The following is a 21184-nucleotide window of genomic DNA, read 5'->3' on the forward strand; positions in this document are numbered from 1 at the left end:
TTTCATTATAAAAAACAGTTAATCCTTTCTATTAGATTCGCTATAATATATTTAAGTCTTCTGGGATGTTTGTATGTTAACTATGTCCCTGAGCCGATAAGTTTTACCTATGGAAATTGACATTTAGCTATTGTGCAAACCCGGCTCGTATCGGGAAGCCTACGGTTGAAAAGATATTTCCGCCCTGAACACACGGTGTTCAGGACTAAAGTCGACTGCGGCATTCTGGAAGTCTTACCTTTCTTATATTTTATTGAAAATTCGAATATTTAGTTTCCACCCTAGCCTTCTTATAAAAAGATATTTCCGCGCAACGCTAAAAGCCACGAAAGAAATAAAATATCTGTGAACCGCTAACTTCATCTTTACTTTAATGCTTAACTCCCTATAACATCACCATTAGTCATTAACTATTACTCTTTTGGTTATAAACACGTTGCCTTCAGACACATTCACTCATAATACAAATGCTCCGATAGGTATTTTCGACTCTGGAGTTGGCGGCTTGTCTATTGCAAAACGCATTTCTGAACATTTACCTAACGAACAACTCATTTATTTTGCTGATTCACAGTTTGCCCCGTATGGTGATATTTCCAATCAACAAATCATTGAACGGGTAAATTTTATTGCCGATACGTTAATAACCAAACAATGTAAAGCAATAGTGATTGCTTGTAATACGGCGACTGTCAATGCCATTGATCAATTAAGAAATCGTGTAACCCTCCCTATCATTGGTGTTGAACCGGCAATTAAACCGGCAGCAAGGATTAGTACAACCCAAAAAATAGGTATTTTAGTCACTCAAGCCACGGCAAACAACGCCCGCTTCTTAGCCTTAGTAGAACAATATAAAAATGGTGCACAAGTCTTTATTCAGCCCTGTTTGGGCTTAGTTGAATTGATCGAGCAAGGTCTGCAAACATCAGATAAATTTATTCATTTACTTGAACAGTATCTTGCCCCTTTGATTGCTCAAGGGATTGATACACTTGTATTAGGCTGTACTCATTATCCATTTATGAGCGAGGCGATCAAAAAGATAATGCCAAGTGGTATTGAACTTATTGAAACCGCTACGCCTGTGAGTGAACAGTTAAAAAGGCAACTAATTAAACATCACTTGCTTGCAAAAAAAACATCGAATTTAGCACATCAGTTTTATAGCTCGTCGGAAACCCCAACGCAAAATAAAATATTTTCTCAATTATGGGGAACAAGTATTAATGTTGAATTATACAAATAAAACAATCAGTTAATAAGTATACCTCCGTTAAAGTTGTTAGATATATCATTTAAGTTTAAGCCATTTAGACGTCTAGGCGTAAAAAACTAGAAATATTTTAAAACTCGGGTTACAATTCATTTTATTGAATAAAGTACTATTTTAACCAGCTTAATTTCCGAGGGTTTATGTCTAAACATTATTTTACTTCAGAGTCTGTTTCTGAAGGTCATCCTGATAAAATTGCCGATCAGATCTCTGATGCCGTGTTAGATGCGATTATCGCGAAAGATAAATTTGCACGTGTTGCCTGTGAAACTATGGTAAAAACCGGCGTAGCGATTATTTCGGGTGAAGTTTCTACAACAGCTTGGGTTGATTTAGAAGACTTAACACGTAAAGTGATTACTGATATTGGCTATACCTCATCTGATGTTGGTTTTGACGGCGATACCTGTGGCATCATGAATTTGATTGGCCAACAATCACCAGAAATCGCGCAAGGTGTAGATCGCGTAAAACCTGAAGATCAAGGAGCTGGTGATCAAGGGTTAATGTTTGGTTACGCAACTAACGAAACAGAAACGTTAATGCCTGCACCATTATTTTATTCACACCGTTTAGTTGAAAGACAGGCTGAAATGCGTAAATCAGGTGTTTTGCCTTGGTTACGTCCAGATGCAAAATCTCAAGTAACTTTCATCTATGAAGATAATAAGCCAGTTGCCATTGACGCGGTAGTATTATCAACCCAGCACAATCCTGAGATTTCTCAAGAAGATTTGCATGAAGCGGTAATGGAAAACATCATTAAAGCTGTATTACCTGCTGAAATGTTAACGCCTGAAACCAAGTATTTTATCAACCCAACCGGTCGTTTTGTTATAGGTGGTCCTGTGGGTGATTGTGGTTTAACCGGACGTAAAATAATTGTAGATACCTATGGCGGTATGGCTCGTCATGGTGGCGGCGCTTTTTCAGGTAAAGATCCATCAAAAGTTGATCGCAGTGCTGCTTATGCGGGTCGTTACGTTGCAAAAAACATTGTAGCTTCAGGCTTAGCTGATCGTTGTGAAATTCAAGTGTCTTATGCCATTGGGGTTGCTGAGCCAACGTCTATTTCAGTTGAAACATTTGGCACAGGAAAGGTGTCTGAAGAGCGTTTAATTGAATTGGTCCGTGAGCATTTTGACTTACGTCCTTACGGTATCACAAAAATGTTAGATTTATTACATCCTATGTACCGCCAAACAGCGGCATATGGTCACTTTGGTCGTGAGCCTTTTGAAATGACGGTTGGTGACGATACCTTTACGGCCTTTTCATGGGAGAAAACCGATAAAGCTGAGGCATTGAAAGCTTCAGCGGGACTATAAACGTTAATTATCTAATCGCTTGAAACAAAAAACCGACATTTACGTCGGTTTTTTTATGGGTACAAGTTCATTAACCTGGCATAGAATATCTATTCATAACGAAGTGATTTTATCGGATTTTTTCTTGCGACATTAATAGCATTACTGCCCACGGTAAACCAAGCAATTAACATTGAAATAGCACCAACAACAAAGCATAAAGGGATTAACCACCAAGACTCTAACCTATATGGAAACGCTTCAAGCCAATCAAGCATCACAAAGGCTGCAATTGGCCAAGCAATTAAATTCCCGATAACTACGGGTTTAGAAAATTGCCAGATAAGTAAAGTAACGATTTGAGATGCATTCGCTCCCATTACTTTTCTGATCCCTATTTCTTTTGTTCTGCGTTCAACAGTAAAGGCAGAGAGGCCAAAAAGCCCCAAACATGCCACTAAAATGGCTAATACTGAAAAAGCTAAAAATAATTGTGCCGTGGTTTTTTCAACTTGATATTGAGCCGCCATCATTTCACTTAAAAACTCCATTTCGATAGGCTGCATAGGAACATTGCGTTTCCAAATTTGGGTTATATCTTCCATAACCTTACCTGGGTTCGAACTATTAAAGCTAATGCTTGCAACGTTAAATCGACGTGGGTTTAACGTATAAACAGTCGAGCGAATACCAAATTTAATCGATCTAAAATGTAAATCAGGGATAACACCAATAATGGTTAACTGACGTTGACCTGAGATCAGTGTTTTACCTATTGCATCTTCAGCTTTATCAAAGCCTAAATTTTTAGCGGCACTTAAATTTAATATCGCACTTGCTTTATTAACCTGATCATCATTCGATGAATTTTCCGAGATAGCTTTAAATGCGTCACTCCCATATGCTTCATTAAATAAACGTCCTGCAATGGGCTTCACTTGATACGCTTCGAAAAAGCCAAAGCCCATATTATGATAATTAATAAACCGCTGTTCATTAGCCGTTTGACTACCCTGATTTTCTAATAATTTAAAATCAGTATTGTTTTCATTATCTTGCGTCGGTGCTTCAGATGAAAACACAACTGAGCTAACTTGAGGTAAATTAAGCAATTCTTGCTTTAAGCTGGATAAATTATCACGCGCAGGACGAATATTAAGTATTAATTTATTATCGCTTTGATAACCAACGTCAACATTATTTGAATAAAGCGTTTGACCATAAACAACAATGGTTGATATCACTAAAATAATTGAAGTGGCAAATTGAAACACAACTAACACAGTACGAAACTTGGCTGAATTGCCCGATTCAGCACTTTTACTCGATTTTAAAATATGACCGGGTAAAAAACGCGATAAATAAAGTGCTGGATACAAACCTGCCCCTAAGCCAACTAATGCGGTAACGGCTAATAAACTACCTAACATGAGTGGGTCATTTAGCAAATGAAAACTCAGCTCTTTTCCTATGATTTGGTTATAAAAAGGTAAGACTAATTCAACGGCTACTAACGCAAATATTAAGGCGATTAACGCGATCGCGATCGCTTCACTTAAAAACTGCACGGCCACTTGAAAACGAGATGCACCTAAGACTTTACGCATGGCAACTTCACGGGCTCGTTTACTGGCTTTAGCAGTCGATAGATTCATAAAGTTTATACAAGCAATCAATAACACTAAGCCGGTAACGATAATAAAAGTATTGATCATTTTTGCATCCCCCATCGGAGTCAAATCTCCCATGTTGCCTGCATGTTTTTTGGCATGTAAATGCAATTGAGTTAACGCCATCAATCGAAGTTCTACAAAGTTAGACACTTTCATCGTGTTGTTTAACCCAGACATTCTATCTTTATACATTTCCACAAATGGACTTTCATTATTTAGCCAATACACCATTCTTTCTTGCAATTTATCAATAGAGGTATTTTCTGTGAGTTTAAAGTAGGTATATACATTGACACTAGTCCATGTATGTAAGGTTCCTGTATCGTTGACGAATAATGCTGGGTTTAAGCGTATTATAAAATTCATATTAAGGTGTGTTGCATTCGGTAAGTCTTTAATAACACCTGCAATAGGCACCGTTGAGGGCCCTCCAGATAGGCAACAAAATGTTAATGTTTCGCCAACAACGGCTGTTTTTCCAAAATACTTGATTGCCATTTCTTCCGTAATAACAAGATCCATCGGCTTTGAAAACGAGCTAGCTTTATCACCATGAACAAAAGGTAAATCAAAAACATCAAAAAAACTTCCATCAACCATAGTTCCTTGTTCAGAAAAGCCTTCACCGTTTTGTTGAATAGTAGTACCAAATTGAATAAACCGAACGCCCGCCTCAACTTCGTTTTGAGCATAATCACGAATAGCTTCCATCATGCGGCCAGCTGAACGAACCGTTAAAAAATCAGGTTGATCACCCATTTTATAAGCCGTATGTAAACGAACAATACGATCACTGTCTTTTATCCATTGATCAAAGCCCATCTCTTCTCGAACAAACAGCATAATTAAAATGCAACTCATTAAGCCGATAGATAAACCGAAAATATTGATGGCTGAGAACATGCGATTTTTTAGCATATTGCGCCATGCTGTCACTAAATAATTTTTAAACATAATAACCTCGACTTATGCCGCTTTAACGTTTTCAGTTACAACCTTGCCATCAAATAAATTTATGGTGCGTCGGGCATAATCTGCATGTGAAGGACTATGCGTCACCATTACGATAGTGGTGCCTTCATCGTTTAAAGCTTGCAACATTTCCATCACTTCTTGACCATTGGCGCTGTCTAAATTTCCGGTGGGCTCATCCGCCAAAATCATCGCTTGATCTCCCACCACTGCCCGAGCAACTGCGACTCGTTGTTGTTGTCCCCCTGAAAGCTGACTTGGCATATGTTTAGCTCGATGTGCAATGCCAACCTTATCCATCACGTTTAGAACACGCTCTTTTCTTTCGGCTGCGGGGATATTGTGATAAAGCAACGCTAACTCGATATTTTCTTCAACGGTAAGTTCATCAATCAAATTGAAATTTTGAAAAATAAAGCCAATATTCTTTTTTCGAATAACAGACAGTTGTGCTTCGCTGTAAGTTGAAATTTCTTCATCATCGAAAAAATATTGTCCCCCTGAAGGGGAGTCGAGCATACCAATGGTATTTAATAAGGTAGATTTGCCACAACCTGACGGCCCCATAATAGCGACGAATTCTCCTTTTTCAATTTCGATATTTATATTATTTAATGCGGTTGTTTCAACATTGTCAGTTTGAAAGACTCTTGATAAGTTGTGTAATTTCAACATATTAAATTCCTGCTTCGTTCGTTATATTTTTCATTATTGATTAAAGTTAGCGGTTAAAGTCAGCGACTGAAGTACGCTTAAACATTAAAGTGCTAGCCGTTGCATATCTTGATAACTGGTATATGGGCTAGTTACGATTTTTTCGCCAACTTCTAAACCGTCAAGCACCTCTATAAATTGATTATTTCTTCGTCCTAACCGAATTGAACGTCTTACCGCTTCGCTACCATCTTCAGCAACAACAAAAACCCATTTTCCGCCCGTATCTTGATAAAAGGCACCATTGGGGATCAAGGTCGCTGAGCTTGCATCGCCTAAGGTCAGTTTGGTTTGTAAGGTTTGTCCTCGTCTGATACCAGGCGGTTGTTGATCTTCGAATTTGAAATCAATCTCAAATTGCCCGTTTTGTACTTGCGGATAAATTTTGGCAATGGTTAGAGGATAAAAATCACCATTATTTTCATATTGCGCTAACTGGCCAATGTCTACTCGTCCTAAGTAAAATTCGTCAATAAAGGCTGTGACTTTATAATCATTTGGAGTGTCTATTTGTCCTAGACGTTCACCCCGACCAATGCTCTGCCCTATTTCAACATTAAAGCCAGATAAAGTGCCATTAACGGGCGCTCGAACATTCATGTTATCTAAATTTTGTCGAGAGATGGCCAAGTTGCTTTCTAAGCGTTGGCTCGTGTCTTTTAGAAAAGCAAGCTGCTCTTCTTGCATTTTAGTATCGGAAGCTTGGCTTTCTAACGTTAACGTTAAACGACTTTTATACCACTGTAAGGTGTCAAAAGTGTCATCGTATTTTGACTGCATAATAGCGCCACTGCTCACTAAAGCTGCCTCACGCTTAAGTTGGCGAGTTAACATTTTTATTTGATAATTGATATCAACTAAATTACGTTTATGCTGCAATCTGTTTTGCTCTAAACTCAATTCAATTGAGCGCATGTTATTTAATTGTTCAGCAACTCTTGCTTCATTTCCTAACACGTTTAATTGCAATGAGGCATTTGAAAGTTCAACAATAAGTGCGCCTGCCGTTAATTTTGCACCATCTTCAACTAAAATTCTTTCGACCCGACCACCTTCAACCGCATCTAAAAAAACAGTTTTAGCTGGAATAACTCTGCCTCTAACCGGTATAAAGTCTTCAAATATTCCTTCACTTACTGTTGAAATAACAATACGTTGGCTATCCACTTTCAGAGTTTTTCCTGATGGAGTGGAAAAAACACTATAGCCAATGTAAAGCAAAATAAGGATACCGATAAAGATCATCACACGCTTAGTGTGACTTTTTTGATGCTCAACCACCTTGTCCATACTTGCACCAGAGACAGAGGCTTTCGCGGTAACAGCAGTTAAGGGTGTTTCTTTACTTGTCATAACGTTTATCGATTCCTTCTTATTAATAAAGAATGAAGTACAATAAACGTTCCAAAAATTAAGTTATTGATAAATAAGCACTTAATTTTATTTTATTCGATATACTCGAATTCTACTGTACGTTATCGAACAGTGGCTGTACGATAATGAACACTTTTAATCGTAAAAAGACAAATTTTTGTGAAAGAAAACGGCAGAATTTTAATTGTTGATGACGACGATGATATTTTAACGGCAGGAAAATTATTACTGAAACGCAAATTTTCGCATATCAGTACCTGTAATTTACCAGAACATATTCCTGCTTTTATACAAAACCAAGATTTTGACGTTATCTTGTTGGATATGAATTTTGGTCCAGGTGAAAGTACCGGTAAACAAGGGTTCTATTGGTTAAAAAAAATTTTAGCGATCAAACCAGAAAGTATTATCATCATGATCACAGCGCATGGCGGTGTTGATGTTGCCGTTGAAGCAATGAAACTAGGCGCAACTGATTTTATCGCTAAGCCTTGGCAAAATGAAAAAGTAATCGCCACCTTATCTACCGCGATTCAATTAGGGCAAACTCGAACTGAAGCCCAAGCATTAAGACAAAAAAATAATATCTTGATAGCAGCCAGCAATCAGGTCAATCAACCGCTACTTATCGGCGATTCAACCGCATTAACAGAGATAAAAAGCTTAATTAAACGAAGTGCACCTACTGAGGCTAATATTTTAATTCTCGGAGAAAATGGCACGGGAAAAGAACTTGTTGCCAGAGAAATACATCAACAAAGTTTACGTGCAAATAACATTTTTATGTCGGTAGATTTAGGTGCTATCTCTGAAAGTTTATTTGAAAGCGAGTTGTTTGGTCATAAAAAAGGCGCATTTACCGGCGCCCAACATGATCGGATAGGACGTTTAAAAGCCGCAGATGGCGGCACCTTGTTTTTAGATGAAATAGGCAATTTACCCTTACACCTTCAAGCAAAGCTATTAACCGTGTTAGAGCAAAGAGAAGTAACGCCGTTAGGAGAAAATAAAGCCATCCCGTTTGACGTTAGAATTGTGTGTGCGACGAATCTTGCAAAAGATAAACTTCAAAATGAAAGTATTTTTAGACAAGATTTATTGTTTCGTTTAAATACGGTTGAAGTAAACTTACCCCCCCTGCGCGAGAGGATCGATGACATTAAACCAATTAGCGAGTATTTCATCCAGTTGTATGGAAAAAAGTATCATAAAGCTAATTTAAGTATTTCAGCTGCAACTATTAAACGTTTACAACAAGAGCAATGGCTAGGCAACATAAGAGCCCTAAGGCACGCAATTGAACGCGCAGTGATAATGTCTGACAATCAAACCTTGACGATAGATGACTTTCAATTAACTGATGCAAGTTCAGCCCCTTCAACGAATCACAACAAAGAGTTCAGTATTGATAATCATGAAGATAAGCAATTTTTTCGGGGTGAATTAAATTTAGAATCAATCGAAAAGCAAACCATACACCAGGCATTAAAAAAACATCGATACAATATTTCACATTCAGCCAAGGAGCTAGGTTTAACAAGAGCGGCACTTTATAGAAGGATGGAAAAACATGGGCTTTAAACGTTTTTCTTTAATGATAATAACTCGCACTCTTTTAGTCATTTTAACTGCATTACTTTTTGCCTATTTTATGTATTCACCAGGCTATCATGCGGCAAGCTTTGTGACCTTATTAATCATCGGATTTCAATTTCATGAAATGATCCGATTCATCACAAAAACCAATGCGGAATTAACACGGTTTTTAAATGCAGCTCGATATGCCGATTTTTCTCAACGATTTGAATTAGCAGAATTAGGTATGGGTTTTGATGAGCTTGGCAAGGCATTCACGGAAATCTTAAACCGATTGCAATTAGCCAGAGTTGAGCAAGAGAAAGACCTCAAATACTTCAAGGCAGTTATAGAACAAGTTCCCGTGCCTTTACTGACGGTTCATCATAATAAAAACATCACGTTATGGAATAACGCTGCACGTCGTTTATTTGGCAGTAATCACGTCACAAAACTGTCAGATCTACAGCAATTTTCTCAAGATTTCGAACAAACGTTAGCGAATATAAATCATAGTGGTAACTTACTGATTGATATAATGATTGATGGAATGGAGCATAGATTAAGTGTTTCTGCGACTCAAATTACCGTCAACCAACAGCAAGAAATTTTAATCAGTATGCAAGATATACAAAACGAGTTAAATATTGCCCAGCTGCAAGCATGGCAAGACTTAGTGAGTGTATTAACTCATGAGATTATGAATAGTATTACGCCTATCGCTTCTTTAACAAAAACAGCTGCCGATCTCGTGGAAGATGTCAGAAAAAACTATCATCATAACCAAGCAGCTCTTGAAGATTTATCAGATGTCGCTGACGCGGTAAAAACAGTTGCTAATAGAAGTGATGGTTTGATGAGCTTTGTTAGTAGTTATCGAAAATTAACACGGCTCCCTACCCCAAATAAAAAGCGGATCAAAATAGAGCCGTTTTTATCGGATATCAGTAATGTGATGAGTCAAACAGGGTTTTGTCACGACATTACAATGTCTATCCTTGTGGAGCCAACAACCTTGGAATTTGAGGTTGATGTTGCCATGATGGAACAAGTGTTTATCAACTTATTGAAAAATGCTCAACAAGCACTAATTAATAAGACTAAGCCAATCATAAATATTCATGCAAAGCTTAATAAGCGAGGCAGAGTAATGATTGCGATTGCCGATAATGGTAACGGGGTGGCGAAGGAAATCATCGAACAGATCTTTGTGCCGTTTTTTACAACCAAGCGGGAAGGCTCAGGCGTTGGTTTAGCGTTAACACGACAAATAATGATTGCTCATGGCGGTCATATTAAAGTTGAAAATACCAATGAGGGTGCTTGCTTTACCCTGACATTTTAAACATAAACTCAAGCAATAAAAAGCACAACACTGACGTCGGTTAACGCTACCACATTAATTGATTTTTATTTACTAGCCTGCTCTTTTTTCGCGGCTAGCTTTTCTTCTCGACGTTGTTTGATAACGCTTTCGATTTCACCACCAATATGTTTTTCGCCGCGAGCTTTGGCTAAATTGATCTGCTTTTCACGTTCTGCAAACCGACTACGTTGTTCTTCATTGTATTTGTCGATACATTTAGGGCAACTCACGCCTTTAACATAATGCTCGCTTTGTTTTTCTTCTTCGGTTATTGGATAACGACAAGCGAAACATTGATCATATTGACCTTGTTCTAAACCGTGTCCAACGGCAACTCTGCCATCAAAAACAAAACATTCACCTTGCCACATCGACTCATCTTGTTTCATTTCTTCTAAATATTTCAGTACACCGCCTTCTAGGTGATATACGTCTTCAAAGCCTTGTTCTTTTAGGTAAGCGGTTGATTTTTCGCAACGAATACCTCCCGTACAAAACATCGCTACTTTTTTATGCTTGGTTTTATCGAGGTTTTTCGCGACATACTCTGGAAATTCACGGAAAGTTTCGGTGTTAGGATTGACCGCATTTTCGAAAGTACCAATTTCAACTTCGTAATCATTACGGGTATCTACTAATAACACTTCAGGATCAGAAATAAGTGCATTCCAATCTTTAGGTTTGACGTAAGTACCAACGGTTAATGTCGGGTCTATGCCCTCAACTCCCATAGTCACAATTTCTTTTTTAAGTTTAACTTTGCTGCGCTGAAAAGGATTTTCATCAGCATACGAATACTTATGTGAAACAAGGCCTAATCTTTCATCTTTACTAAGATGCGATAATACTTTATCAATGCCCTCTTGTGGTCCAGCAATCGTGCCATTAATCCCTTCATTAGCAAGCAGTAAAGTGCCTTTTACTTCATGTTCTAACATCACATTTAGTAATGGTGTTTTTAATTGTTCAAAGTTTTCTAAACGGACAAATTTATAGAGTGCACAAACCGTAATATTTTTCATATCATACCCATTGAGCCAGCCAGAGCGTAAATCTGGAGCTGTAGATTAAAAAATTAACCGTGCAAAATAATTCACTAATTTCATTGCACGATCGACTAAAGGCGCGCAGTTTACCAAAAAATAACAAAAATGAAAAAATAAATCCCATTGAAATAAATTAGTCATTGAAAATCCCCCCTTTTGTCCTTATCTTCAAAGACATAACTGTTTACTATTTAATGACTATGCGTAACCCTCGAATTTATCAAAATAACCAATGGACGATTGGCGACACGATTACATTAAGTGATGACGCTTTTGGTCATACGGTTCGTGTATTACGGTTAAAAAACGGCGATAACGTCACCTTATTTAACGGCTCAAAATATCAAGAGTCATGGGGTGAATTTCAAGCTGAATTAGTCAATGTTGGTAAAAAAAGTGCACAAGCAATTATTCAAAGTTTTAAAGCCATTGCTAATGAATCTCCCGTTAATATTCATTTAGGTCAAGCAATCTCGCGCGGCGATAGAATGGATTTTACTTTACAAAAATCTGTGGAATTAGGCGTAAATAGCATTACGCCATTGTTTACTGAGCGCTGCGGCGTGAAAATTTCTGGAGAACGATTGGCCAAGAAAATAGAACAATGGCAAAAAATTGTCATTAGTGCTTGTGAGCAAAGTGGGCGATGCACAGTACCTGTCGTTCATCCTGCATTGCCTTTGGACAATTGGTTAGCACAAGAAAGTTCTGCGTTAAAATTAAACCTACACCCGAAAGCGGAACATTCTATAATGAATTTACCCAGTGAAAATTCTCGTATACGCCTACTGATTGGGCCCGAAGGTGGACTAAGCGACGAGGAAATTTCGCAAGCAAATGAACAGCAATTTATTGATGTATTACTCGGTCCTAGAGTATTACGTACTGAAACAGCAGCGTTAACTGCCATAACAGCTCTACAGTGTCGTTATGGCGATATAAAATAACCATATCATGGTACACGCAACATCAACCAATTAGGAAAAGACTTACAATGACAATTAAACTCGGTATCGTCATGGATCCCATTTCACAAGTGAAGGTGAAAAAAGATTCGTCCATGGCAATGATGTTAGAAGCACAAAAACGTGGCTACGAAATTCATTATATGGAAATGCAAGACTTGTATCTTTATCAAGGGCAATGTCGAGCGAGCACACAAAAAATAACCGTGTATGATGATCCTGAGCATTGGTATGAATTAGCTGAGCCTCAAGACATTGCGGTGGAGTCTTTAGATGCCGTGTTAATGAGAAAAGATCCGCCTTTTGATACCGAATATATTTACGCAACGTATATGTTAGAACGTGCTGAAGTTGCCGGAACATTAATTGTTAACAAGCCACAAAGTTTACGAGACTGTAATGAAAAGCTTTTTACTGCTTGGTTTCCTGAATTAACCGCAAAAACATTAGTGACACGTAAAAGCGAACAAATTCGCGCATTTCATCAAGAAGAAAAAGACGTGATTATTAAACCACTTGATGGCATGGGCGGCTCGTCAATTTTTCGCATTAAAGAGCAAGATCCAAATGTTGGCGTTATTATTGAAACCTTAACTAATCACGGTAGCCAGTATGCTATGGTGCAAGAATTTATGCCGGAAATTAAAGATGGCGATAAACGCATTTTAATCGTTAATGGCGAACCTATGCCTTATTGCTTAGCTCGTATACCTGCACAAGGTGAAACACGTGGCAATTTAGCTGCAGGTGGTAGCGGGCGAGCACAACCTTTATCTGCCAGCGATAAAATGATTGCAGAGACGATTGCCCCAGAATTAAAGAAACGTGGTCTATACTTTGTAGGGTTAGACGTCATTGGTGACAAAGTGACTGAAATAAACGTGACCAGCCCAACCTGTATTAGAGAAATTGAAGCAGCCTATCCCATTAATATCAGTGGTAAATTAATGGACGCTATTGAGCAAAACATACAATAATAATTGTTGAGGTGTTGATATGGAAAGCTTAGAAAATCATTTATTAATTGCAATGCCGACGTTGAAAGATTCTTATTTTGACAAAACGGTTACCTATATTTGTGAGCATAACGAAGAAGGCGCGATGGGATTAATCATTAATGTACCAGTGAATGTCACTATTAATGAATTACTTGCACAATTAGAAGATGATATTCCCTCTCGCTCTCATTTAACACAACGGGTATTAACTGGAGGACCTGTTTCAACCGACCGTGGTTTTGTTTTACATAGCCCACAAGCCGGTTGGAGTAGCTCGCTTGCCTTAAGTGATGATGTGATGATCACCACTTCAAAAGATATTTTAATTGCTCTGGGCAGCGATCAAGAGCCTGAAAAATATATGGTTACTTTAGGTTATGCTGGATGGGGTCCTGGTCAATTAGAAGAAGAAATTCAAGCGAACTCTTGGTTAACCACGCCTTCTGACAATGATATTTTATTTAATACGCCAATCGAGAAACGATGGCAAAAGGCCGCTGAAAAAATAGGCGTTAATGTCGCACATTTATCTTCAGAAGTAGGTCATGCTTAATGGCAAAAGCAATCGGAGAGCGAACGGTACTCGGTTTTGATTTTGGCACAAAATATATTGGTGTAGCCGTTGGCCAAGAATTAACGGGAACGGCTTCCCCTTTAGGCTCTATCAAAGCAAAAGACGGTATTCCTAACCAAGAACAACTGAGTAAATTTTTTAATGAATGGCAGCCAAATTTAATTGTAGTTGGCTTGCCATTGAACATGGATGGAACGAATCAAAACGTCACCTTTGCGGCAAAAAAATTCGGAAATAGACTAGCGAACCAATTTAAATTAGCGGTTGAATTTGTTGATGAACGCTTAACCACTGCAGATGCGAAAGAGCAGCTTTTTGCCCAAGGCGGTTACCGTAATTTAAAAAAAGATAATATCGATGCTGAATCAGCTAGACTGATCATTGAAAGCTTTTTTGAGAGTCAATATTTGTAATAGCTTAGTCATTTTCTCCATTCATATTGAATTTATATAGCTAAAATTTTATACCTATACTTAGTCGATATAACCGCAAAAAGCAGCAATAAAAAGGGCGATCGTTATCGCCCTTTTAACTTTTAACTTTTAACTTTTAAAGCAATAAGCCTATTCTGTCGGCTCTAAACCATCAATAGTTACGCCTGAAAGTGAACCTGAGCCACCTTGGTCATTACTTCTTAGTTTGATCATTAAGCGTAAATCATTTGGAGAGTCGGCGTGATGTATCGCATCAGCGTAATTAATCAGTCCTCTTTGGTACAAATTAAATAGTGCCTGATCAAAAGTTTGCATGCCTTGATCGGTCGATTTTTGCATTACTTCTTTAATACTCCCTACTTCACCTTTTTTAATTAATTCAGCAACAAAAGGAGAATTCAGTAGTATTTCAATAGCGGCAACTCGACCATTACCATCTCGTGTTGGAATTAATTGCTGGGCAATTACCCCACGTAAATTCAACGCCAAATCAAAGAGTAACTTACCATGTTGCTCTGCTGGTACTAAGTGCATTATGCGGTCAATCGCTTGGTTCGCATTGTTAGCATGCAAAGTAGCAATACATAAATGGCCGGTTTCAGCGAAACTTAACGCATGTTCCATAATCTCTTGACTACGGATCTCACCAATAAGAATAACATCAGGCGCCTGACGTAAAGAACTTTTTAGTGCAGCATCAAAGCTTTCAGTATCTAAACCTACTTCACGTTGTGTGATCATCGATTTGCCATGTTCGTGCACAAATTCAACCGGATCTTCTATCGTTAAGATATGGCCTTTAGAGTTACGATTACGGTAACCAATTAAAGAAGCCATTGAAGTTGATTTACCTGTACCTGTTCCCCCGACAAAAAGGACTAAGCCGCGTTTCGACATCACCACATCTTTTAACACGGAAGGTAAGCCTAAATCATCGGCGTCAGGAATTTCTGTCACGATACGACGAACTACCATGCCCGCCATATCTCGTTGCCAAAAGGCCGAAACACGAAAACGGCCAATGCCATCAATTGATATTGCAAAGTTACATTCTTTTTCTTGATCAAATTGCGCTTTTTGTTTTTCATTCATCGCACTATGAACAAGGTCTAACGCATCATCCGCTGATAATGAATGTTCATCAATGGGGGTTAATTCACCATTAATTTTGGCACTCACCGGCAACTTTGCCGTAACAAACATATCAGATGCGTCTTCTTGCACCATTTTCTCTAAATAATTATGAAATCTCATAAATGAAAACCTTTACTAACACTCATTAATAGCTTTGAAATTGTGTTTTATCCGATGCTTTTTCCATCGCGTCTTGTTTCGTGATCATCCCGCGATTCACTAAGTTTTGTAAACATTGATCCATGGTTTGCATCCCATGTTGCATACCGGTTTGAATTGCAGAATACATTTGGGCAACTTTTGCTTCACGAATTAAGTTACGAATAGCCGGCACACCGATCATAATTTCATGTGCGGCAACACGACCACCACCGACTTTTTTCACTAAGGTTTGTGAAATAACCGCTTGTAATGATTCAGATAACATTGAACGAACCATCGACTTTTCTTCCGCTGGGAAAACATCAATAATACGATCGATTGTTTTTGGTGCTGAGGTAGTATGCAAGGTTCCGAACACTAAATGACCGGTTTCTGCTGCTGTCATAGCTAGGCGAATTGTTTCTAAATCTCGCATCTCACCGACCAGAATAACATCTGGATCTTCACGCAATGCCGAACGTAACGCCGCACTAAAACTTAAAGTATCGCGATGCACTTCACGTTGGTTTATCAAACACATTTTATTTTCGTGGACAAATTCGATAGGATCTTCAATCGTTAAGATATGATCATGTTTACTATTGTTAATGTAATCGACCATGGCAGCCAAGGTTGTTGATTTACCTGAGCCTGTCGGACCGGTAACCAAAACTAAACCACGTGGTTTTTCAGATATTTGTCTAAAGATATCAGGACAACCTAAATCTTCTAGCGATAATACTTTACTTGGAATGGTACGAAATACTGCTGATGGACCACGGTTTTGATTAAACGCATTCACCCTGAACCGAGCAAGATTTGGCACTTCAAAAGAGAAATCGACTTCCATATTCTCTTCATATTCTTTACGTTGACGATCATTCATAATATCGTAAACAAGCGCATTCACATCTTTCGCGTCAAATGCGGGGATATTGAGTTTACGAACATCCCCATCAACACGAATTAAAGGAGGAGTGCCAGTAGAAAGATGTAAATCAGATGCATTATTTTCTACGCTAAACGCGAGTAATTCGGTAATATCCATAAAAACCTCTTATAAACTAATTTTAACTTTTATTTTTATAAACTAAGTAACTATTTTTATACTAAGCAATTTTTCTAATAACTATTTATTTAAATTCTATATTTTATGAAAGCATAAACGATGAATGCTTAAACTTAACATTTTTCTCAGGTAATTGAATAAAAAAACATGACCCATATTAAAAATAATCTCGCCGCTATTAAACTGCAAATAACGCAAGCTTGCGAACTTGCTAACCGAAGTATAGATGAAGTTTGTTTGTTGGCGGTAAGTAAAACTAAATCGGCAGATCTTATCCAACAAGCCTATGACAGTGGACAACGAGCTTTTGGTGAAAGCTATATTCAAGAAGCGGTTGAAAAAATTCAGCAATTAACTCACCTTAATGATATTTCTTGGCACTTTATCGGTCCTATTCAATCGAATAAAACGCGACTGATTGCCGAAAATTTTTCTTGGGTTCATAGTGTCGATCGAGAAAAGATTATTTACCGCCTTAATGAACAAAGGTCAAATCAAGATATCCCTCTCAACGTTTGTTTACAAGTAAATATTAGTGATGAAAAAGCTAAATCTGGTATTAATGTCAATGAGTTAGAACGTTATGCGTCGCTTATTGAGCAAGCTAAACATTTAACTTTACGGGGATTAATGGCCATACCGAAAAAAAATGACTCAAGCGAAAGCTTTCATAAAATGGCTGAACTTTTTACCAAGTTAAAATTAAGCCATCCATCCATTGATACCCTTTCTATGGGCATGTCTGGAGACTTAACCGAAGCAATAGCTAATCATTCGACCATGGTCCGTATAGGTACTGCGATTTTCGGCGAGCGAGAAATAGCAAAAGAATAACAGAAAAAGCGCGACTTTTTGCTTCAATTCAACGACAATTTGACTAAACGTCAATTCCAAAACAAACTAGGTTTTCTATGACAAATATCGCTTTCATCGGTGCTGGAAATATGAACAGCGCCATTATTTCTGGACTTATTAAAAAAGGCTATGATGCCAACAATGTGATGGTTTCAAATCCCTCAGCTGGCAAAAGAGAAGCCTTAGCCAATACTCTTGGCATTAAACATACCTCAGATAATATCGAGGCAGCAAAATTTGCCGATTTTATCGTTTTAGGAGTAAAGCCACATTTTATCGCCGAGGTTTGTCAACAAATCAGTCAAGCAATGGATGTCAGTGATAAATGTTTTATTTCAGTTGCTGCTGGCTGTTCAATGGCAACCATGGAAAAAGCGTTAAACAAATCCTGTTCAGTGATACGTACCATGCCGAATACGCCAGCTCAATTAGGATTAGGAGTGAGCGGAATTTATCCTTCAAAAAACACAAACACTCGTCAAAAAGAACTGGCTGAGCAGTTAATGTCTGCCGTTGGCATAACTAAATGGCTTGATAAAGAAGAAGAAATTGACAATATCATCGCCGTGACAGGTTCAGCACCGGCTTACTTTTTCTTATTTATGGAAGCCATGGAAAAAAAAGCGCTCACCTTAGGATTTACTGAACATGAAAGTAGAGAATTAGTGCAACAAACAGCACTCGGTGCTGCACAAATGGTGGTAGAAAATGACATTTCAATTAAAGAGCTGCGTGAAAATGTCACCTCTAAAGGTGGTACCACACAAGCTGCATTAAGCACCTTTATTGACGGTGGCTTAGAACAGTTAGTGTCTGACGCTATGGATAGAGCCTTGCACCGCGCGAAAGAAATGGCACAAAGTAATCGTTAATTAACCTTAAAATCACAATTGAAAAATGCTTCACTTGACCAAATATTATAAGTAAGTGAAGCAATTTGGAGTATGCAATGGCAGCAATAAATTATTTACTTGGCTTTGTTTTTGACGCCTTGTTAATGGTATTAGTAATTCGTGTTTGGCTTCAGCTAGTTAAAGCTGACTTTTATAATCCACTGAGTCAATTTGTTGTAAAAGTTACCAACCCAGTGGTCATTCCATTTCGTCGAGTAATTCCAGGCTTTGGTGGAATAGATGTGGCAACGCTTGTTATCGCGTACCTTGTTGCTTCTTTGAAATTTATAATTATCCCAGTATTAAATGGTGGACCAATCGATATTATCTCGTCACTATTTTTAGGCTTGTTGTATTTAGCCAAACAAACTGGATTTTTATTGTTTGTGCTAATGCTGGTAATGGCATTAATGAGCTGGGTTGTACAAGGATATAATCCAACACTGATGATCTTACATCAATTAACAGAACCTGTTTTACGTCCGATCAGAAATATTATTCCCAATATTGGTGGTTTAGATTTATCAATTTTAGCGGCATTTTTATTATTGAATGTGATTAATATATTACTCTCTGATTGGATCCCCTACTGGCGAATTCTTTAACAATTGCCTTTTTAATTACAAAACAATCTAAACTAGGGGTATGAGTCACTTCACGTGTCATACCCTTTTTTATTGGAGATATCATGAATACCTACATAAAAGTTACGTTAATCACCTTAATAATATTGGCAAGCACCCTGTTAAACGCACAGGCTGAAAACATGAAAAAAATGGGTAACATGAATATTCATTATATTGCCCTAAATGCCAGCTTTTTAACCCCTGAAATAGCTAAAGCTTATGACATAGTGCGTAGTAAATACAATGGCTTAATTAATATTTCAGTGCTAGATAATACTTTAGCTTCAACACCAGCAAAAACAGTGTCGATTACCGGAACTGCGAGAAATTTAGCCGGACAAGACAAAAAATTAGCATTTGTTGAAGTTAAAGAAGGCGATGCGATTTATTATTTAGCACAAGTCAATTATCGTAACGAGGAAACCATCGTTTTTGATTTAACGATTACCGATAGTAAAGAAAGTCATCAATTAAAGTTTTCACAAAAGTTTTATGTCGATTAGCAACATTTATCATTGAAAATAATCTGTACTAAATACAAACCGACAGCTCTTGTCGGCTTGTATTTAAAAGCCGATGTCAACTAACCGTTGAACGTGAAAAACATTTAAACCATCGGCCGCCTACGGCATTTATCACCAGCCCCACCATCACTAAACAAATTCCTAGATATTGTTGCTCACTTATACTTTCATTAAGAAATAACGCCGCACAAATAATACCAACTACGGGAACGCCTAATGTTAATGGTGCAACTTGTCCTGCCGGGTATTGAGATAACAGGTAACTCCATAAACTATAACCTAATATAGAGGCTGCTACTGCCAAATAAAAAATCACAAAAACAGTAGTAAAGCTACTTTGTTGTAAGCTACTGAGAATGGCATCACTGCCTTCAAAAAGTAAACTGGTTAGAAAAAAAGGTATCATTGCAATCCAAGATGACCACACAACCAACCCCGTATTCGATTGATAACCACGTTGATTAATCATGCGATTACAAACATTTCCACTTGCCCATGAAATAGCGGCGGCAATCGTTAATGCAAATCCAATCACTGTCATATTACCGTGTTCGCCAGTAAAACCTATAATACTTAGCCCTATTCCAGCAAAAATCATCGCGATAATTTGATTGATTTTAATCGTTTCATGTAAAAACAATGCCGACAAAATTAAAGTGAAAACAGCCTGAGATTGTAAAACTAATGACGCTAAACCGGCTGGCATACCAAAGGCCATAGCTGAAAATAACAAGGCAAATTGTCCGAAACATAAGGTCAATGAATAAGCCGCCATCCAACGCCAAGGAATATCAGGCTTTTTAATAAATAACGAGCCCAAGGAAGCCACCAATAAAAACCTCGCGGCTCCCATAAATAATGGCGGTAAATCATCAACCCCCCATGAAATGACGACGAAATTAAATCCCCAAATGAAGATAATCAATAAACTGATTAAACTATCTTTAATGGTCATTACTATCCTTACATTCAATCAATACAGGTCTCCCTCTTTCCTTTAGATTAAGGTATTATGCACGGCAATTGAATGAATATTTTGAGAATGCACTATGTCTACTATCGTATTGGCAACAGGCAATAAAGGAAAAGTGAAAGAACTCGCTGAATTATTAGCCGAACATCATATTAATGTTGTACCACAAAGTGAATTTAATGTGCCTGACGTGCCTGAAACTGGCACCACATTTGTTGAAAATGCAATTATCAAAGCAAGACATGCGGCAAAAATTACCGGCTTACCAGCCATTGCTGATGATTCAGGTTTAGAAGTTGATGCCTTGCATGGCTCACCCGGTGTTTACTCGGCACGTTATGCCGGTGAAGGAGCAAGCGATCAAGACAACAACAAAAAATTAATTACCGCACTTAAAAATGTTCCCGAAGAAAACAGAAGTGCACGATTTCATTGCGTATTAGTGTTTATGAAACATGAAAATGATCCTACGCCGATTATTTGTCATGGCAAATGGGAAGGTTCAATAATCACCACTCCTCAAGGCGAACAAGGTTTTGGTTATGACCCGCTATTTTGGCAAGCAAGCCTTAATATGACGTCAGCGCAATTACCCCGTGAGATTAAAAATACCTTAAGCCATCGTGGCCAAGCTTTACAGTTACTAACCGCTAAATTAAATCACGTTTTCACTGACAAAACAGGGTAAGTTACTA

Annotated in this window: 20 protein-coding genes and 1 other RNA gene; 14 read left to right on the forward strand and 7 right to left on the reverse strand. The window is 37.9% G+C overall.

From position 1 onward, the window contains the following. Positions 1–54 precede the first annotated feature (54 nt). From ssrS to metK, 3 genes are all read left to right on the forward strand, one after another. A non-coding RNA gene (ssrS, locus tag RM573_RS02040) (6S RNA) lies at positions 55–236 on the forward strand. A 200-nt stretch (positions 237–436) separates the two neighbouring features. Beyond that, the gene (gene murI / locus RM573_RS02045; RefSeq protein ID WP_311576443.1) at positions 437–1249 is read left to right on the forward strand and encodes a glutamate racemase; all 813 of its coding nucleotides are present in this window, start codon (positions 437–439) and stop codon (positions 1247–1249) included. 167 nt (positions 1250–1416) lie between these two features. Next, positions 1417–2604, forward strand: a complete 1188-nt coding sequence (metK, locus tag RM573_RS02050) for a methionine adenosyltransferase (RefSeq protein ID WP_311576446.1) — start codon at positions 1417–1419, stop codon at positions 2602–2604. 89 nt (positions 2605–2693) lie between these two features. Here the strand turns inward: metK and RM573_RS02055 are convergent, their stop codons facing one another. From RM573_RS02055 to RM573_RS02065, 3 genes are all read right to left on the reverse strand, one after another. Then, entirely contained in the window at positions 2694–5210 is a 2517-nt protein-coding gene (locus RM573_RS02055) for an ABC transporter permease (protein ID WP_311576449.1), read from the reverse strand. A 12-nt stretch (positions 5211–5222) separates the two neighbouring features. Then, entirely contained in the window at positions 5223–5903 is a 681-nt protein-coding gene (locus tag RM573_RS02060; RefSeq protein ID WP_311576452.1) for an ABC transporter ATP-binding protein, read from the reverse strand. Positions 5904–5987: 84 nt separating this feature from the next. Further along, positions 5988–7295, reverse strand: a complete 1308-nt coding sequence (locus RM573_RS02065; protein ID WP_311576455.1) for an efflux RND transporter periplasmic adaptor subunit — start codon at positions 7293–7295, stop codon at positions 5988–5990. A 180-nt stretch (positions 7296–7475) separates the two neighbouring features. Between RM573_RS02065 and RM573_RS02070 the strand changes: the two genes are divergently transcribed. Next, entirely contained in the window at positions 7476–8897 is a 1422-nt protein-coding gene (locus RM573_RS02070; RefSeq protein WP_311576459.1) for a sigma-54-dependent transcriptional regulator, read from the forward strand. Then, on the forward strand, positions 8887–10236 hold the full coding sequence (locus RM573_RS02075) for a sensor histidine kinase (RefSeq protein WP_311576462.1): 1350 nt from the start codon (positions 8887–8889) through the stop codon (positions 10234–10236). Before RM573_RS02070 ends, RM573_RS02075 begins: the two co-directional genes overlap by 11 nt. 65 nt (positions 10237–10301) lie before the next feature. Here the strand turns inward: RM573_RS02075 and trhO are convergent, their stop codons facing one another. Continuing rightward, positions 10302–11279: an oxygen-dependent tRNA uridine(34) hydroxylase TrhO gene (gene trhO, locus RM573_RS02080; RefSeq protein ID WP_311576465.1), complete on the reverse strand. Its 978-nt coding sequence runs from the start codon at positions 11277–11279 to the stop codon at positions 10302–10304. A gap of 224 nt (positions 11280–11503) precedes the next feature. On the opposite strand from trhO, the gene rsmE reads away from it, so the two are divergent. From rsmE to ruvX, 4 genes are read left to right on the forward strand one after another with little or no spacing between them, the layout of a single operon-like run. Further along, positions 11504–12250 (forward strand): 16S rRNA (uracil(1498)-N(3))-methyltransferase, encoded by a 747-nt coding sequence (gene rsmE, locus RM573_RS02085; protein ID WP_311576467.1) that lies wholly within the window; start codon positions 11504–11506, stop codon positions 12248–12250. Positions 12251–12297: 47 nt separating this feature from the next. Further along, entirely contained in the window at positions 12298–13245 is a 948-nt protein-coding gene (gshB, locus tag RM573_RS02090) for a glutathione synthase (RefSeq protein ID WP_311576470.1), read from the forward strand. A gap of 19 nt (positions 13246–13264) precedes the next feature. After that, positions 13265–13819 (forward strand): YqgE/AlgH family protein, encoded by a 555-nt coding sequence (locus RM573_RS02095; RefSeq protein ID WP_311576473.1) that lies wholly within the window; start codon positions 13265–13267, stop codon positions 13817–13819. Continuing rightward, a complete protein-coding gene (ruvX, locus tag RM573_RS02100; protein WP_311576476.1) occupies positions 13819–14253 on the forward strand; it encodes a Holliday junction resolvase RuvX in 435 nt (144 codons plus the stop codon). Before RM573_RS02095 ends, ruvX begins: the two co-directional genes overlap by 1 nt. 150 nt (positions 14254–14403) lie before the next feature. Here ruvX and RM573_RS02105 read toward each other — a convergent pair whose 3' ends face one another. Continuing rightward, entirely contained in the window at positions 14404–15528 is a 1125-nt protein-coding gene (locus RM573_RS02105; protein ID WP_311576479.1) for a PilT/PilU family type 4a pilus ATPase, read from the reverse strand. Between the two features lie 25 nt (positions 15529–15553). After that, positions 15554–16597, reverse strand: coding sequence for a type IV pilus twitching motility protein PilT (locus RM573_RS02110; protein WP_303451645.1), 1044 nt, complete (start codon positions 16595–16597; stop codon positions 15554–15556). A 168-nt stretch (positions 16598–16765) separates the two neighbouring features. On the opposite strand from RM573_RS02110, the gene RM573_RS02115 reads away from it, so the two are divergent. The 4 genes from RM573_RS02115 to RM573_RS02130 all read left to right on the forward strand — a co-directional run bounded on the left by RM573_RS02115 (position 16766) and on the right by RM573_RS02130 (position 19495). Further along, positions 16766–17452: a YggS family pyridoxal phosphate-dependent enzyme gene (locus tag RM573_RS02115; protein WP_311576486.1), complete on the forward strand. Its 687-nt coding sequence runs from the start codon at positions 16766–16768 to the stop codon at positions 17450–17452. Between the two features lie 77 nt (positions 17453–17529). After that, the gene (gene proC / locus RM573_RS02120; RefSeq protein ID WP_311576489.1) at positions 17530–18345 is read left to right on the forward strand and encodes a pyrroline-5-carboxylate reductase; all 816 of its coding nucleotides are present in this window, start codon (positions 17530–17532) and stop codon (positions 18343–18345) included. A 77-nt stretch (positions 18346–18422) separates the two neighbouring features. Continuing rightward, positions 18423–18971, forward strand: a complete 549-nt coding sequence (locus RM573_RS02125; RefSeq protein WP_311576492.1) for a YggT family protein — start codon at positions 18423–18425, stop codon at positions 18969–18971. 83 nt (positions 18972–19054) lie between these two features. Further along, positions 19055–19495: a DUF4426 domain-containing protein gene (locus RM573_RS02130; protein WP_311576495.1), complete on the forward strand. Its 441-nt coding sequence runs from the start codon at positions 19055–19057 to the stop codon at positions 19493–19495. 76 nt (positions 19496–19571) lie between these two features. Here RM573_RS02130 and RM573_RS02135 read toward each other — a convergent pair whose 3' ends face one another. Then, a complete protein-coding gene (locus RM573_RS02135; RefSeq protein ID WP_311576498.1) occupies positions 19572–20471 on the reverse strand; it encodes an EamA family transporter in 900 nt (299 codons plus the stop codon). 94 nt (positions 20472–20565) lie between these two features. Here RM573_RS02135 and RM573_RS02140 point away from each other — a divergent pair, with 94 nt between their 5' ends. After that, a complete protein-coding gene (locus RM573_RS02140) occupies positions 20566–21177 on the forward strand; it encodes an XTP/dITP diphosphatase (protein ID WP_311576500.1) in 612 nt (203 codons plus the stop codon). Positions 21178–21184 lie beyond the last annotated feature (7 nt).

Source organism: Thalassotalea castellviae (assembly GCF_031846185.1).
GTDB classification, from domain to species: domain Bacteria; phylum Pseudomonadota; class Gammaproteobacteria; order Enterobacterales; family Alteromonadaceae; genus Thalassotalea_H; species Thalassotalea_H castellviae.

What these genes read in the sequence shown, in the direction of transcription:
- gshB (WP_311576470.1), top strand. Translation starts at nt 12,298, where the DNA reads ATGACAATTAAACTCGGTATCGTCATGGATCCCATTTCACAAGTGAAG.
- RM573_RS02105 (WP_311576479.1), bottom strand. Translation starts at nt 15,528, where the DNA reads ATGAGATTTCATAATTATTTAGAGAAAATGGTGCAAGAAGACGCATCT.
- RM573_RS02125 (WP_311576492.1), top strand. Translation starts at nt 18,423, where the DNA reads ATGGCAGCAATAAATTATTTACTTGGCTTTGTTTTTGACGCCTTGTTA.
- RM573_RS02055 (WP_311576449.1), bottom strand. Translation starts at nt 5,210, where the DNA reads ATGTTTAAAAATTATTTAGTGACAGCATGGCGCAATATGCTAAAAAAT.
- RM573_RS02115 (WP_311576486.1), top strand. Translation starts at nt 16,766, where the DNA reads ATGACCCATATTAAAAATAATCTCGCCGCTATTAAACTGCAAATAACG.
- RM573_RS02060 (WP_311576452.1), bottom strand. Translation starts at nt 5,903, where the DNA reads ATGTTGAAATTACACAACTTATCAAGAGTCTTTCAAACTGACAATGTT.
- RM573_RS02075 (WP_311576462.1), top strand. Translation starts at nt 8,887, where the DNA reads ATGGGCTTTAAACGTTTTTCTTTAATGATAATAACTCGCACTCTTTTA.
- RM573_RS02135 (WP_311576498.1), bottom strand. Translation starts at nt 20,471, where the DNA reads ATGACCATTAAAGATAGTTTAATCAGTTTATTGATTATCTTCATTTGG.
- RM573_RS02095 (WP_311576473.1), top strand. Translation starts at nt 13,265, where the DNA reads ATGGAAAGCTTAGAAAATCATTTATTAATTGCAATGCCGACGTTGAAA.
- proC (WP_311576489.1), top strand. Translation starts at nt 17,530, where the DNA reads ATGACAAATATCGCTTTCATCGGTGCTGGAAATATGAACAGCGCCATT.
- ruvX (WP_311576476.1), top strand. Translation starts at nt 13,819, where the DNA reads ATGGCAAAAGCAATCGGAGAGCGAACGGTACTCGGTTTTGATTTTGGC.
- rsmE (WP_311576467.1), top strand. Translation starts at nt 11,504, where the DNA reads ATGCGTAACCCTCGAATTTATCAAAATAACCAATGGACGATTGGCGAC.
- RM573_RS02110 (WP_303451645.1), bottom strand. Translation starts at nt 16,597, where the DNA reads ATGGATATTACCGAATTACTCGCGTTTAGCGTAGAAAATAATGCATCT.
- metK (WP_311576446.1), top strand. Translation starts at nt 1,417, where the DNA reads ATGTCTAAACATTATTTTACTTCAGAGTCTGTTTCTGAAGGTCATCCT.
- RM573_RS02130 (WP_311576495.1), top strand. Translation starts at nt 19,055, where the DNA reads ATGAATACCTACATAAAAGTTACGTTAATCACCTTAATAATATTGGCA.
- RM573_RS02140 (WP_311576500.1), top strand. Translation starts at nt 20,566, where the DNA reads ATGTCTACTATCGTATTGGCAACAGGCAATAAAGGAAAAGTGAAAGAA.
- RM573_RS02065 (WP_311576455.1), bottom strand. Translation starts at nt 7,295, where the DNA reads ATGACAAGTAAAGAAACACCCTTAACTGCTGTTACCGCGAAAGCCTCT.
- trhO (WP_311576465.1), bottom strand. Translation starts at nt 11,279, where the DNA reads ATGAAAAATATTACGGTTTGTGCACTCTATAAATTTGTCCGTTTAGAA.